The following is a 13,041-nucleotide window of genomic DNA, read 5'->3' as shown; positions in this document are numbered from 1 at the left end:
GGGGGCCGGGGCGTCACCATCGCCCGGGGGGCGTTATCGTCATTATGACGAAAGGGGATCCCCTCATGGTGGCGCTCGCACGCAGACTCACCGCCCCCGCACCCGGCTGGACCGTCGAGGCCGACGCCGTCGTGATCGGGTCGGGCATCGCCGGCCTCACCGTGGCGCTGCGCCACGTCGAACTCGACCCGCTGGCGCGGGTGCTCGTGGTCACCAAGGACGTGCTGTCGGCCGGGTCCACCCGGTGGGCCCAGGGCGGCATCGCCGCCGTCCTCGACCCCGAGGACACCCCCGACGAGCACCTGAGGGACACGCTCGTCGCCGGGGTCGGCCTGTGCGACGAGGAAGCCGTACGCGTCCTGGTCACCGAGGGCCCCGACGCGCTCAAGCGGCTGATGAGCCACGGCGCCGAGTTCGACCGAGACACCGATGGCGAGCTCCAGCTCACCCGGGAGGGCGGCCACCACCGCAACCGCATCGTCCACGCGGGCGGCGACGCGACCGGCGCGGAGGTGCAGCGGGCCCTGGCCGAGGCGGCGCTGGCCGAGCCCCGCATCGAGATCATCGAGCACGCCCTCGCCCTCGACCTGCTCCTCGACGCCGAGGGCCGCGCCTGCGGGGTCACGCTCCACGTGATGGGCGAGGGCGCCCGCGACGGCGTCGGCGCCATACGGGCCGGGGCCGTGGTGCTGGCCAGCGGCGGCATGGGCCAGATCTACGCGGCCACCACCAACCCGGTCGTGTCCACCGGGGACGGCGTGGCGCTGGCGCTGCGGGCCGGCGCGGTGGTCAGGGACATCGAGTTCGTGCAGTTCCACCCCACGGTCCTGTGGCTGGGCGAGGGCGCGACCGGCCAGCAGCCGCTGGTCTCCGAGGCCGTGCGCGGCGAGGGCGCCGTGCTGATCGACGCGAACGGCGAGCGCTTCATGCAGGGCGTGCACGAGCTGGCCGACCTCGCGCCCCGCGACGTCGTCGCCAAGACGATCATGCGCCAGATGGCGCGGACCGGTGCCGACCACGTCTACCTCGACGCCACCCACTTCGGCGAGGAGAAGTGGAGCTCCAGGTTCCCCACGATCCTCGCCGTCTGCCGCGAGCACGGCATCGACCCCGTCACCGAGCCCATCCCCGTCGCCCCCGCCGCCCACTACGCGAGCGGCGGCGTGCGCACCGACCTGTACGGCAGGACCAGCGTGCCCGGCCTGTACGCCTGCGGAGAGGTGGCCTGCACGGGCGTGCACGGCGCCAACCGGCTGGCCTCCAACTCCCTCCTCGAAGGGCTCGTGTACGGCGAGCGCATCGCCGCCCACCTGGCCGTGGAGAAGCTCGGCCCGCGCGAGCCCGGGCGGGACGACCGGCCCGAGGGCCTGGTGGACCCGCGTACGCGGCCGAGGGTCCAGGGCCACATGAGCCGGGGCGCCGGGGTGCTGCGCAGCGACCAGAGCCTCGCGCAGGTCGCCCGCGCGCTCTCCGACGCCCGCTGGACGCCGGTGGCGGTCGAGCCCTGCACCGAGTCGTGGGAGGCGACCAACCTCCTCACGGTGGCGTCCGCGCTGGTCGCCGCGGCGGCCGTGCGTGAGGAGACCCGCGGCTCGCACTGGCGGGAGGACCACCCCGACCGCGACGACGCCCACTGGCGGGCACACATCGACATCGCTCTGACGGCGGAGGGACTGACCTTGACGTACACGCCTCACGAGGAACTGCGGACCGAGCTGGAGAAGGCCGGCCTCGACCCGGACGCCGTGCTCGGTCTCGTCCGGGCCGCGCTGGAGGAGGACCTGGCCGGGGGGCAGGACGTGACCTCGGTCGCCACCATTCCCGCCGGCCAGCGGGCCGCCGCCGACGTCGTGGCCCGCAAGGAGGGCGTGGTCGCCGGCCTGGCCGTGGCCGAGACCGTCTTCCACCAGGCCGCCGGGCCGGTCGAGGTCGAGCGGCACGCGGCCGACGGCGACCGCGTGCGCCCCGGCGACGTGGTGATGACCGTGCGGGGCGCGACCAGGGACCTGCTCACGATGGAGCGCACCGCGCTCAACTTCCTCACCCACCTGTCCGGCATCGCGACCCAGACCCGCCGCTGGGCGGACGCCATCGAGGGCACCGGCGCGCGCGTCCGCGACAGCCGCAAGACCCTGCCGGGGCTGCGCGCCCTGGAGAAGTACGCCGTGCGGGCCGGCGGCGGGGTGAACCACCGGATGGGCCTGCACGACGCCGGCCTGATCAAGGACAACCACGTCGTCGCCGCCGGAGGCGTCGCCGAGGCGTTCCGCGCCGTACGGCAGGCCTTCCCCGGCCTGCCGATCGAGGTCGAGGTGGACCGCATCGACCAGATCGAGCCGGTCCTGGCCGAGGGCGCCGAGGAGATCCTGCTCGACAACTTCACCGTGGACCAGCTCGCCGAGGCCGTACGGCTGGTGGCCGGCCGGGCGCGGCTGGAGTCGAGCGGCGGGCTGACCCTCGACGTGGCCCGCACGGTCGCCGAGACCGGGGTCGACTACCTGTCCGTCGGCGCGCTCACGCACTCGGCCCCGGCACTCGACCTTGCTCTAGATCTTCGTGAGGCATAATCAGGGAATGCTGCTCACCATCGACGTCAGCAACACCCACACGGTGCTGGGCCTGTTCGAGGGTGAAGAGGTGATCGAGCACTGGAGGATCGCCACCGACCCCCGCCGTACGGCGGACGAGATCGCGGTGGTGCTCCAGGGTCTCCTCGGGCAGTCGCCGCTTCTCAAGGACGCCGACATCAGCGGCATCGCGATCTGCTCCACGGTGCCGTCGGTGCTCAACGAGATGCGGGAGATGTCCCGGCGCTACTACGGCGACGTCACGGCGGTGGTCGTCGAGCCGGGCGTCCGCACCGGCGTCCCGGTCCGGATGGACAACCCCAAGGAGGTCGGCAGCGACCGCATCGTGAACGCGCTCGCCGCCACCACCCTCTACGGCGGGCCGTGCGTGATCGTCGACTTCGGCACGGCCACCTCGTTTGACGCGGTCTCGGCCCGGGGCGAGTACGTCGGGGCGGTGACCGCGCCCGGCCTGGAGATCTCGGTGGACGCGCTGGCCACGGCCGGGGCCCAGCTCCACAAGGTGGAGCTGGTGCGGCCGCGGTCGGTCATCGCCAAGAACACCGTCGAGGCGCTCCAGTCGGGCATCATCTACGGCTTCGCGGGCCTGGTCGACGGCATCGTGGACCGTATGACGGCCGAGCTGGCCTCCGACCCCGACGACGTCACCGTGGTCGCCACGGGCACCGGTGCGCCGCTCGTGATCGGCGAGGCCCGTACGATCGACGTGCACGAGCCATGGCTCACGCTGATCGGCCTTCGGCTGGTCTACGCCAGGAACACGTCCTGACGACTCCCTCGCGTACGGGACCATAGAAGGCAGGATCCCGTTCAGAGAGGACTGACGTGATGGACGCCGACTGGGTGGCGCGTTTCGCCGATGAGGTCATCGCCGAGGCCGAACGGCGCGCACCGGGCAAACCCGTCGTCTGCGCGTCCGGCCTCAGCCCGTCCGGACCGATCCACCTCGGAAACCTGCGCGAGGTCATGACCCCGCACCTGGTGGCCGACGAGATCAGGCGGCGCGGCTACGAGTGCGTGCACATCATCTCGTGGGACGACTTCGACCGCTTCCGCAAGGTCCCGGTGGGTATCGACCCCGCCTGGAACGAGCACATCGGCAAGCCGCTGACCGCCGTCCCGGCCCCGCCCGGCAGCGAGTACCCCAACTGGGCCGAGCACTTCAAGGCGCCGATGATCGCCGCGCTGGCGGAGCTGGGCGTGGAGTTCCACGGCATCAGCCAGACGGAGATGTACACCTCCGGGGCATACCGGGAGCAGGTGCTGCTCGCCATGCGCGAGCGGCGGCGGATCGACGCGATCCTCGACCAGTACCGCACCAAGAAGGCCAAGACCAAGCAGGTCGCGGACGCCGACGAGGCCGCCGCCCTCGAAGGCTCGGGGGCCGCGAGCGAGGACGACGGCTCCGGAGCGGGGGGCTACTACCCCTACAAGCCCTACTGCTCGGTCTGCGACCGCGACCTGACCACGGTCACGTCGTACGACGACGAGACCACGGCGCTGTCGTACACCTGCGTCTGCGGCCACGGCGAGACGGTCCTGTTGTCCGAGCACACCCGCGGCAAGCTGGTGTGGAAGGTCGACTGGCCGATGCGCTGGGCCTACGAGGGCGTGGTCTTCGAACCGTCGGGGGTGGACCACAGCTCGCCGGGCTCGTCGTTCGTCGTCGGCGGCCAGATCGTCCGCGAGGTCTTCGGCGCCTCGCAGCCGATCGGGCCGATGTACGCCTTCGTCGGCATCAGCGGCATGGCCAAGATGAGCAGCTCCAAGGGCGGCGTGCCGACCCCGGCCGACGCTCTGTCGATCATGGAGCCCGCGCTGCTGCGCTGGCTGTACGCCCGCCGCCGTCCCAACCAGTCGTTCAAGGTCTCCTTCGACCAGGAGATCCAGCGGATGTACGACGAGTGGGACACGCTGACGAAGAAGGCGCAGGACGGCACGGCGCTGCCGGCCGACCAGGCCGCCTACCGCCGGGCGTCGAGCACGGCCGCCCGGGTTCTGCCGGAGACGCCGCGGCGACTGCCCTACCGGACGCTCGCCTCGGTCGTGGACATCACCACCGGGCACGATGAGCAGACGCTGCGCATCCTGCGCGCGTTCGACCCGGAGATCGCCGGGCTGGACGAGCTGCGGCCGCGGCTCGACCGCGCCCAGCACTGGGTGAACACCTACGTGCCGGCGGAGGAGCGCACGCAGGTGCGCGAGACGCCCGACAAGGAACTGCTCGACACGCTCGGCGAGCAGGACCGTGAGTCGCTGCGCCTGCTGGCGGAGGGACTCGACGCGCACTGGTCGCTCGACGGGCTGACCACGCTCGTGTACGGCGTGCCGAAGATGCAGGCCGGGCTCGACATGGACGCCAAGGCGGCCACGCCCGAGCTGAAGGCGGCCCAGCGGGCCTTCTTCGCCCTGCTCTACCGGCTGCTCGTCGGCCGCGACACCGGCCCGCGGCTGCCCACGCTGCTGCTGGCCGTGGGCCGCGACCGGGTGCGCGAGCTGCTCGGTCGCGCCTGATCGCTGTGTGATTTTCTAAGCGCGGGCCGGACGGCATGGCCGTCCGGCCCGCGGCGTGCCTGCCCAGGTAGACCGGGAGATTCAGGGCAGCAGGACCAGCCGGCCGCGCAGGCCGCCCTTCCGCAGGCGTTCGTACGCCTCGGCCGCCCGGTCCAGTGGGTAGGTGCCGGCGACCCGCAGGCTCAGCCGCCCCGCCTCGGCCAGCTTCGCGACCTCCCGCAGCTGGGCCGCGTCCGCGCGGATGAACACCGTCGAGACCCGGATGCCGCGCAGCGGGACGGGGGCCTGTCCGGCGGTGACGGCGACGAACGCGCCCCCGTTGCGCACGGCGTCCAGCGCGGGCAGTCCGACGACCGCCGCGTCCACCAGGCCGTGCACGCCGCCGGGAACGACGGCCCTGACGGCCGCCGCCAGGTCGGCGTCCCTGGGGACGAACCACTCCGCGCCGAAGCCCCGCACCAGCGCCTCGTCGCCGGGCGCGGCGACCGCCGCGACCCTGAGCCCCCGCGCCACGGCCAGCTCCACGAGATAGCCGCCGACGCCGCCGGCCGCTCCCGTGACGAGCAGGGTCTCGCCCTCGGCGAGCCCGGCGAGATCGAGCGCCTGAAGGGCGGTGAGCGCGTTCAGCGGCAACGTGGACGCCTCGGGCGCGGCCACTCCCGCGGGCGCGGGAGCCACCGCCGTCTCGTCCAGCACCACCAGGTCCGCCTGGGCCTTGAGCGGGTCCGTCAGCCGGTCCGACAGCCCGATGACCCGCTCGCCCGGACGTACGCCCGTCACGCCCGGCCCGGCCCGGTCGACCACGCCCGCCACGTCCCAGCCGAGCGCGTACGTCTCGTGGTGCGGCATGAGCCGGTTGTCGGCGAGGACGCCCGCGGCCGTGGCCAGGTCGACGGGGTTCACGGCCGCCGCCTCGACCCTGATCCGCACCTGCCCCGGCCCGGGCTCGGGCTCTGCCGCATCGACGATCCGTACGGCTCCGTCCTGTGCTACCAGTGCTCTCATGAGCCTCTTTCTCCTTCCGCTGTGGCAAGGAGCGTAGGAAGATCCGCTCTCTTTCAGTAAGAAGGCACCTGGAAGTGCGTAGGGGAGGAGAAGGGAAGAGGGTGGCCACTCGGAAGCCGCTGCTCGAAGCGATCAGGCGCTGGGCCGAGATCCACATGGACGACGTCGAGGCGGCCAGGCACGCCGCTCCGGCCCCTAGGAGCGTCCGGCGGCCCCTGTCAGACATCCCCCAACCTTGACGACCTTCACGCGAGGCGTTTACCTTCCCTGAAGGGTGGGCCGACGAATCATCGTCGTGGGGGAGGGCGGACGATGGGTGTTCCCGAGGTCGTCTACCGAGGTGACAGTCTCGCCTCGGACCTTGAGCGTGCCGGTCTCACCGAAGAGGATCTGCTTCTCCTCGCGGAGCTGGCCAAGGGTGTGACCGCAGACCGGGTGGGCCGCAGTCTCGACGTCAGCGGCCGAACCGTGCGGCGCCGGCTGCGGTGCATCTGCGACCGCATCGGCGTGGCGACGGCGATCGAGGCGGTCGCCTGGGCGGCACGCCGCCGCCTCATCTGACCGTGTTCGTTTCATAGGAAGGGACCGACGCCCCTCCGTGGAGGAGGGGCTCAGTCGGCGACGCGCACCGCTCCCGCGAACGGCCGTCCGTCGATCTTCGCGATGTGGACGACGTCTCCGGTGCGCGGCGCGTGGATCATGTAGCCGTTGCCGATGTAGATGCCCACGTGGTGCAGGTCGGAGTAGAAGAACACCAGGTCGCCGGGGCGGAGCTGGTCACGGGGGATGTGGGTGCCCGCCGTCCACTGGTCGCCGGTGTAGTGGGGCAGGCTGATGCCGACGGACTGGTAGGCCGCCATGACCAGGCCGGAGCAGTCGAAGGAGCCGGGCCCCTCGGCGCCCCACACGTACGGCTTGAGCTGCTGCCCGAGGGCCCATCGCGCCGCCTGGGCGGCCTTGCCGTCACCGATGATGGGGAACGCCGTCCTCGCGCGCGTCTCGCGGCCGATCGTCTGGGAGACCTGCCGGTAGAGGTTGCTCTCGGTCTTCTTGATCAGCTTCGTGATCTTGTCGCGCCGCGAGTCGAGGCCGCTGAGGAGCTTCTTGACCTCGGCCTGCCGGGCGGAGGCGCTCTCCCTGGCCCGTGCGGCGGCGTCCATGGCCTTGGTGACCTCGGCGACCTCCTGGCTCTGCTGCAGCTCCAGCGCGTACGTCGTGGAGGCCTGGTCCAGGTAGCGGCGGGGGTCGGCGTCGCTGTCGATGAGCACGAGCGCGTTGCCGAGCCCGTTGGTCATGTAGGAGTGCTGCGCGAGGGCGCTCGCCTTCTGCCGGCGGACCTCGAGCTCGGCCTCGCTCTTGGCGAGGTTCTTCTTGGCGAGGTCGGCGGACCGCTCGGCCGCCTTCAGGCGTACCCGCTCGCCGTTGTACTGCTCGCTGAGCGTCTCGATCTCGGTGTAGAGGCTCTCGACCTGCGCCGTGAGCTCCTTGAGGCTCGGCTTCGGGTCGGCGGTGGCGCGGACCACCGGGGCGCCGAACGTGATCGCGGTGATCGCGACGCCGACGAACGCCAAACGGCGGATGGGACCCGGACCGGCCGTGCCGGGTCCGGACCGTCGGCCGCGGGCGTGCCTGCCCGCCGGCCGCTCTCCACGCATGCGCAACCGAGCTCCTCTCCCACGTGTGCCCCGCGGCGGGCCCGTCGTCGAGACGGAGCCGTACGGCGGGGCAGTGCTGAGCGCCTACCGGGTTAGCTGACGGGTTCGGGCCGGAGTAGCCCTACCTGGCGGATTCACCCCTTGACGATCTGAGACCGAACCGATCCTGATCCTGCAGTTGGGTCCCCGGCTCCCCTTCGCACTCGGTGCTTCGAAGATTCGGCGCCCGGTCTCCGTGAGCGCTCACGATGACCGGCATCGTCGCTGGACGATAGTGCACGGCGAGTTCTTGCTCAACCAGAACTCCGAAACCCGTCTACGTTTGACAACCAAACGATCACGGTCGGGTCACGGGTTCGGTAGTGATACGTCCGTGTTCACCTGGGTTTAGAGCGATCCGAGTGTTCGGGTGTGCTGCTCGGGCTGCTGAAAAAACTGGGACGAACCTGGACAACCCCCTCGGAGCGCGACCGCACATCCGTCCGCATCCGGATGGCTACGCAGAGTCATTTCTGATGTCGGGTGGGGCGTTTGGGAATGACCGTTATCCCGGGGCACGCCCGGTGGCCTACCGCAGGGGATCGGCCGCGCTCCGGCTAGGCTGACCGGTCATGGAGCAGGTCGCCGCGCAGACGCCCAGTGAGTCGGGTGCCACGGCCGTGACGGTGCGCCGGGCCAGGACGCCGGACGTCCGGGCGATCAGGCGCCTCGTCGACGCGTACTCGGGTGTCGGGCCCCGCCTGCTCAAGAAGAGCACGGTCACGCTGTACGAGGACGTCCAGGAGTTCTGGGTGGCCGAGGCGGACGGGCAGATCGTCGGCTGCGGCGCGCTGCACGTGCTGTGGGAGGACCTGGCCGAGATCAGGACCGTCGCGGTGGACCCCGCGTCACGCGGCGGCGGCGTCGGCCATCGGATCGTCGCCGCGCTCATCGAGACCGCAAGGGACCTCGGCGTGCGGAGGGTCTTCTGCCTCACGTTCGCGGTGGAGTTCTTCGCCAGGCACGGCTTCCGGCCTCTCCAGGGCACTCCGGTCTCCCAGGAGGTCTACGCGGAACTGCTCGCGTCGTACGACGAGGGTGTCGCCGAGTTTCTCGAGCTGGAGCACGTCAAGCCGAACACGCTGGGGAACACCCGGATGTTGCTGCACCTCGACCGCCATTGATCACCATTGATGAGCATTGATCGTCGATCTTGACGCTGCTTGTCGACTGCTGCAAAGGTGACTGTTGATACACCTGTCGCTACTTTTGGCAATATCAGCGTGTGCTACTACGTGCGGCGCATGCGTCTTCGAAACGAGGTGACACGGTGAGCACCGGACAGCCGCCGTACCCCCAGGACGAGTCGGACGGAACGCCACCGCCGCCATCGAACCCCGGGTACAACACGGACAGACAATCCCAGGAATACGACCCCGACGTCACGGTGGTCAGCTATCGCGGGCAGCACACGGGCCCGCAGCAGCCGCCCGGCTACGACCCCGCCCAGGGCGGCTACGGCCAGCAGCAGGGCTACGGCGCCCAGCAGGGCCAGCCGCAGCAGTACGGTCAGCAGGGCTACGGGCAGACCGGCCCGCAGCAGACCCCGCAGCAGCAGGGCTACGGCCAGGAGGCCGCCCAGCAGCAGGGCTACGGAGCTCAGCAGGCCCAGCAGCAGTACGGCCAGCAGGGCTACGGGCAGCAGGGCTACGGCCAGACCGGCCCGCAGCCGGGTTACGCCCAGCAGGGGTATGGCCAGACCGGCCCGCAGCAGGGGTACGGCGCTCAGCAGGCCCAGCAGCAGTACGGCCAGCAGAACCCCCAGCAGGGCTACGGCGCCCAGCAGGCCGGGCAGCAGCAGTACGGCCAGCCGTCCCAGGGCGGCTACGGCCAGCAGACCGGTCCCCAGGACTACGGTCAGCAGCAGGGCTACGGGCAGCAGGCCCAGCAGCAGCAGTACGGCCAGCAGAACCCCCAGCAGGGCTACGGTCAGCAGCAGGGCTACGGCCAGCAGCCCGGTTACGGGCAGCAGCAGTACCCCCAGCAGGGCTACGGAGCTCAGCAGGGCCAGCAGCAGTACGGCCAGGATCAGTACGGGCAGCAGCAGTACGCCCAGCCGAGCCCCCCGCAGGGCTACGGTCAGCAGCAGTACGGTCAGCAGGGCTACGGTCAGCCCGGCTACGGCCAGCCGTACGCGCCCGAGGGCCCGATCCCGCCCGGCGCTCCGGCTCCGCTGGCGGAGTGGTGGCAGCGTCTCGTCGCCCGCATCATCGACGGCGTGATCGTCGGCATTCCGCTTGCGATCATCACGCTCGTGATCACGGGGATCATCGTCACCAACCCGAGCGTCGACATTACGAGCGGGGTTTACAACCCCGGAAGCGGTTACTTCCTCGCGTCACTGCTCACGGCGATCCTGGGCGGCCTCGTCATGGTCGTCTACGAATTCCTCATGCTGCGGGCGCAGGGGCAGACGCTCGGCAAGAAACTCATGGGCATCAAGGTCGTTCAGGTCGGCGGCACTCTCGACGCGGGAGGGCTTCCCCAGGACGCGGCGCTCAAGCGCGCCGGCGTGCTCTACGCTTTCGAGTTCCTGCAGTGGATTCCCGTTATCACCTACATCGCGAACCTCGCCTCTCTTCTGAACGTGCTGTGGCTGTTGTGGGACAAGCCGCTGCATCAGGCGCTGCATGACAAGGTCGCCAACACTGTGGTGGTCAAGGTCAAGTAAGGACGACGGACGGGGTCGATGGAACGGACCATCGGCCCCGTTTTTCTATGGCTCGCTATGGCTTCGATCGCACCGTGCGCTCGCCCGGCTGTGACGAAAATCCTTGCGGCCCCTCCCGGGCATGCGATGCTTGGGTTCACCGTCCCGAGAGGTGCCCAATGACCGCGAGACCGCCCCCGGCGCCAATCCTTAAGACTCGCCCCAGCCACCCCCGGGGTCATATCCTCCCACGGGCGGCTTAAGGAACCGTCAGGGGCGCTTATGGGGCCGTATGGAGCCGCACAGGCCCTTATGGCACTCTCCGATGCCCACCCGTCCACCCGGCCGCAGGCGGCGTCTGCGGAATGCGGGGATCGTTTGGTCGTGGGAAACTCCGATGCCACGACCGGCCCGGCCGTCCGCGTGATTGTGCCTCCGCTCCTTTTTTCGATCTTCAGACCTCCCGTTCGTGATCTTGATGGAAGCGGCCGGTCCTCTCTTTTTACGAGGCTTCCAGGCTGCGACGATCTGGTTGCGCGTATATCCCGCAAGGCTTGGCGCGCCGTACGAGAAGGGTGCCGGGCTCCTTGTGAAGATCCGGCCGTCGTGACGCCGGCTCCGTGTTTCAGCCGAGCTCTTCAACGGCCGTACGCCCCCGGTCCGGCCCTTTTCCGCAGGGGGTGTTTGCCGCTTCACGCGTGTTCGTCCGCGCCTGTTCGTCCCGATCGGCACGTCGCTCACCTGCGGCTACGGCGTGGGCCGGGCGGAACCCGGGGGTGTGCGTCCCCGCCGCCCGCCGTCGCCGGCGAAGCGCGCAAGCGGCCGAAACGACGGGACGGCCCAGGAGCGGTGACCGTCGACGTCGGCATTCTGGGTACGATTTCGAGTGCATCCGGTAAGGCCGCTGGAGAGACGAGGATTACCTCGGCCCTCCAGGGGCACCCCGGAAGGCGCGTCTGGTCCCTCCCGGCGCTATGGTCGTATCAGGGCGCCCGGCCCGGCAAGAGGCCGGCAGCCTTGCCACGTCCTCGAATTCCCTCGGGTGCACCTAATGACACCCCCGGCACGAGCGAGGCAGAATGACAGAGGTATTGTCCGCCTTGATACCTTCCGTGGTCGTCGCCGGCGCGGTCGTCTACGGCATCGTAAAGTTGGTACGTTCCGACGCGGCCGGCCTCCGCACGGCACGGGAGCCACTCGAGAAGTCACCGGACTCAGAGGTTCCTGAGAATCCGCAATCGTGAATTGTCAGCCAGGGGAAACCGGGTATATGTTTGGCTGACGAATCAAACTATGGGCTGCGAAAGGATTGCCGGATGGCCAAGCACACGCAGGTGATTCTCATCGACGATCTCGATGGCGGCGAGGCCAATGAGACGGTCACCTTCGCGATTGACGGCACGTCATATGAGATTGACCTGAGCGACGGCAACGCGAAGCGGCTTCGCGAGGCTCTGTCGCCTTTCGTCACCGGCGCGCGGCGCGCGGACAGCGGGCAGGCCCGTGGGCGCCGTCGTGGTGCGGGCGGCGGGGGCCAGCGAGCGATGACGCGCGAGAAGAGCGCGGAGATCCGTGCCTGGGCGAAGGCTCACGGACACCCCGTGAGTGAGCGCGGTCGCATTGCCGCCTCGATCGTCCAGGCGTACGAGGACGCGCACTAGGTCGTGTCACGCAGATCTTCTGCCTACTGGGGTCGTCCGGACGGCGCCTCGCGGCGTTGTCGCCCCACTCGCGGGGATTCCGCACAGCTCCGAATCTCCGGAGGGCCGGGAGCGGGCACCAATAGCTGCGCTATTGGCTCCTCCTCCGCCTTGCGATGCATCCGCCTGGACGATCCCGGCTACGGCAAGATCTGCGGGGACACTCCCTAACTCGAGTCTTGATCGCGCGGTTATGACAGTCGTCGGAGGACCTGACGATCGCATAACCGCGCGATTGTGTTTCCGCTCCCTTAAAACCTCGTTCGCTTGCGGCGTATCGGGAACATGTCACCCCCAGCAGGGGGTTGGATAGAGCATGAACGCCCTGCGCTTGGGGAACCCTTCTGCCAAGGAGCGGGTCGCTGGGTCGGGGCTACCATGCGGAACGACGGGCCGGATCTCCCGTGCTCGCCTGACCGCTCTGTGAGGAGCGACGAGATGTTCGAGAGGTTCACCGACCGTGCGCGGCGGGTTGTCGTCCTTGCCCAGGAAGAGGCTCGGATGCTCAACCACAACTACATCGGCACTGAGCACATTCTTCTTGGTTTGATCCATGAGGGTGAGGGTGTGGCGGCCAAGGCTCTGGAGAGTCTTGGGATCAGTCTCGAGGGGGTGCGCCAGCAGGTCGAGGAGATCATCGGTCAGGGGCAGTCGGCGCCGTCGGGACACATACCCTTCACGCCGCGGGCCAAGAAGGTTCTTGAGCTGTCGCTGCGCGAGGCGTTGCAGCTCGGGCACAACTACATCGGCACCGAGCACATTCTTCTGGGGTTGATCCGGGAGGGTGAGGGTGTCGCGGCGCAGGTGCTGGTGAAGCTGGGCGCTGATCTGAACAGGGTGCGTCAGCAGGTCATTCAGTTGCTGCACGGGTATCAGGGCAAGGAGCCGGC

The 13,041-nt window shown here is 69.7% G+C and carries 10 protein-coding genes and 1 riboswitch; of the genes, 8 read left to right on the top strand and 2 right to left on the bottom strand.

Going from position 1 to position 13,041, the window contains the following annotated elements; genetic code table 11:
* The first annotated feature begins 65 nt into the window (after positions 1 to 65).
* Genes BXA11_RS27285 through lysS form a run of 3 tightly spaced genes read left to right on the top strand, consistent with a single transcriptional unit; the run spans position 66 to position 5,102 of the window.
* Positions 66 to 2,567: an L-aspartate oxidase gene (locus tag BXA11_RS27285; protein WP_076439097.1), complete on the top strand. Its 2,502-nt coding sequence runs from the start codon at positions 66 to 68 to the stop codon at positions 2,565 to 2,567.
* Positions 2,568 to 2,574: 7 nt separating this feature from the next.
* Positions 2,575 to 3,357, top strand: coding sequence for a type III pantothenate kinase (locus tag BXA11_RS27280; protein ID WP_030507970.1), 783 nt, complete (start codon positions 2,575 to 2,577; stop codon positions 3,355 to 3,357).
* Positions 3,358 to 3,416: 59 nt separating this feature from the next.
* Positions 3,417 to 5,102, top strand: a complete 1,686-nt coding sequence (gene lysS, locus BXA11_RS27275) for a lysine--tRNA ligase (RefSeq protein WP_076439095.1) — start codon at positions 3,417 to 3,419, stop codon at positions 5,100 to 5,102.
* A gap of 81 nt (positions 5,103 to 5,183) precedes the next feature.
* On the opposite strand, the gene BXA11_RS27270 is transcribed toward lysS, so the two are convergent.
* Entirely contained in the window at positions 5,184 to 6,107 is a 924-nt protein-coding gene (locus BXA11_RS27270; protein ID WP_030507972.1) for an NADP-dependent oxidoreductase, read from the bottom strand.
* Positions 6,108 to 6,419: 312 nt separating this feature from the next.
* On the opposite strand from BXA11_RS27270, the gene BXA11_RS27265 reads away from it, so the two are divergent.
* Entirely contained in the window at positions 6,420 to 6,668 is a 249-nt protein-coding gene (locus tag BXA11_RS27265) for a helix-turn-helix domain-containing protein (protein ID WP_239105147.1), read from the top strand.
* Between the two features lie 50 nt (positions 6,669 to 6,718).
* On the opposite strand, the gene BXA11_RS27260 is transcribed toward BXA11_RS27265, so the two are convergent.
* Positions 6,719 to 7,678, bottom strand: a complete 960-nt coding sequence (locus BXA11_RS27260) for a C40 family peptidase (protein ID WP_036406520.1) — start codon at positions 7,676 to 7,678, stop codon at positions 6,719 to 6,721.
* Between the two features lie 150 nt (positions 7,679 to 7,828).
* Positions 7,829 to 7,981: riboswitch (cyclic di-AMP (ydaO/yuaA leader) on the bottom strand.
* A 392-nt stretch (positions 7,982 to 8,373) separates the two neighbouring features.
* Here BXA11_RS27260 and BXA11_RS27255 point away from each other — a divergent pair.
* From BXA11_RS27255 to BXA11_RS27240, 4 genes are all read left to right on the top strand, one after another.
* On the top strand, positions 8,374 to 8,925 hold the full coding sequence (locus BXA11_RS27255) for an amino-acid N-acetyltransferase (RefSeq protein WP_051761700.1): 552 nt from the start codon (positions 8,374 to 8,376) through the stop codon (positions 8,923 to 8,925).
* Positions 8,926 to 9,071: 146 nt separating this feature from the next.
* Entirely contained in the window at positions 9,072 to 10,472 is a 1,401-nt protein-coding gene (locus tag BXA11_RS27250; protein WP_143734542.1) for an RDD family protein, read from the top strand.
* A gap of 1,295 nt (positions 10,473 to 11,767) precedes the next feature.
* Complete coding sequence (locus BXA11_RS27245; protein ID WP_030507977.1) at positions 11,768 to 12,112, top strand: histone-like nucleoid-structuring protein Lsr2; 345 nt, start codon at positions 11,768 to 11,770, stop codon at positions 12,110 to 12,112.
* A gap of 477 nt (positions 12,113 to 12,589) precedes the next feature.
* The coding region (locus tag BXA11_RS27240; protein WP_280175326.1) for a Clp protease N-terminal domain-containing protein at positions 12,590 to 13,041 on the top strand (452 nt) is incomplete at its 3' end.

Source organism: Microbispora rosea (genome assembly GCF_900156315.1).
GTDB lineage: Bacteria > Actinomycetota > Actinomycetes > Streptosporangiales > Streptosporangiaceae > Microbispora > Microbispora rosea.
Note: the sequence above shows the minus strand (reverse complement) of the source record. Positions and strands in the feature narration are given on the sequence as shown.

What these genes read in the sequence shown, in the direction of transcription:
- BXA11_RS27245 (WP_030507977.1), top strand. Translation starts at nt 11,768, where the DNA reads ATGGCCAAGCACACGCAGGTGATTCTCATCGACGATCTCGATGGCGGC.
- BXA11_RS27280 (WP_030507970.1), top strand. Translation starts at nt 2,575, where the DNA reads ATGCTGCTCACCATCGACGTCAGCAACACCCACACGGTGCTGGGCCTG.
- BXA11_RS27255 (WP_051761700.1), top strand. Translation starts at nt 8,374, where the DNA reads ATGGAGCAGGTCGCCGCGCAGACGCCCAGTGAGTCGGGTGCCACGGCC.
- BXA11_RS27270 (WP_030507972.1), bottom strand. Translation starts at nt 6,107, where the DNA reads ATGAGAGCACTGGTAGCACAGGACGGAGCCGTACGGATCGTCGATGCG.
- BXA11_RS27265 (WP_239105147.1), top strand. Translation starts at nt 6,420, where the DNA reads ATGGGTGTTCCCGAGGTCGTCTACCGAGGTGACAGTCTCGCCTCGGAC.
- BXA11_RS27285 (WP_076439097.1), top strand. Translation starts at nt 66, where the DNA reads ATGGTGGCGCTCGCACGCAGACTCACCGCCCCCGCACCCGGCTGGACC.
- lysS (WP_076439095.1), top strand. Translation starts at nt 3,417, where the DNA reads ATGGACGCCGACTGGGTGGCGCGTTTCGCCGATGAGGTCATCGCCGAG.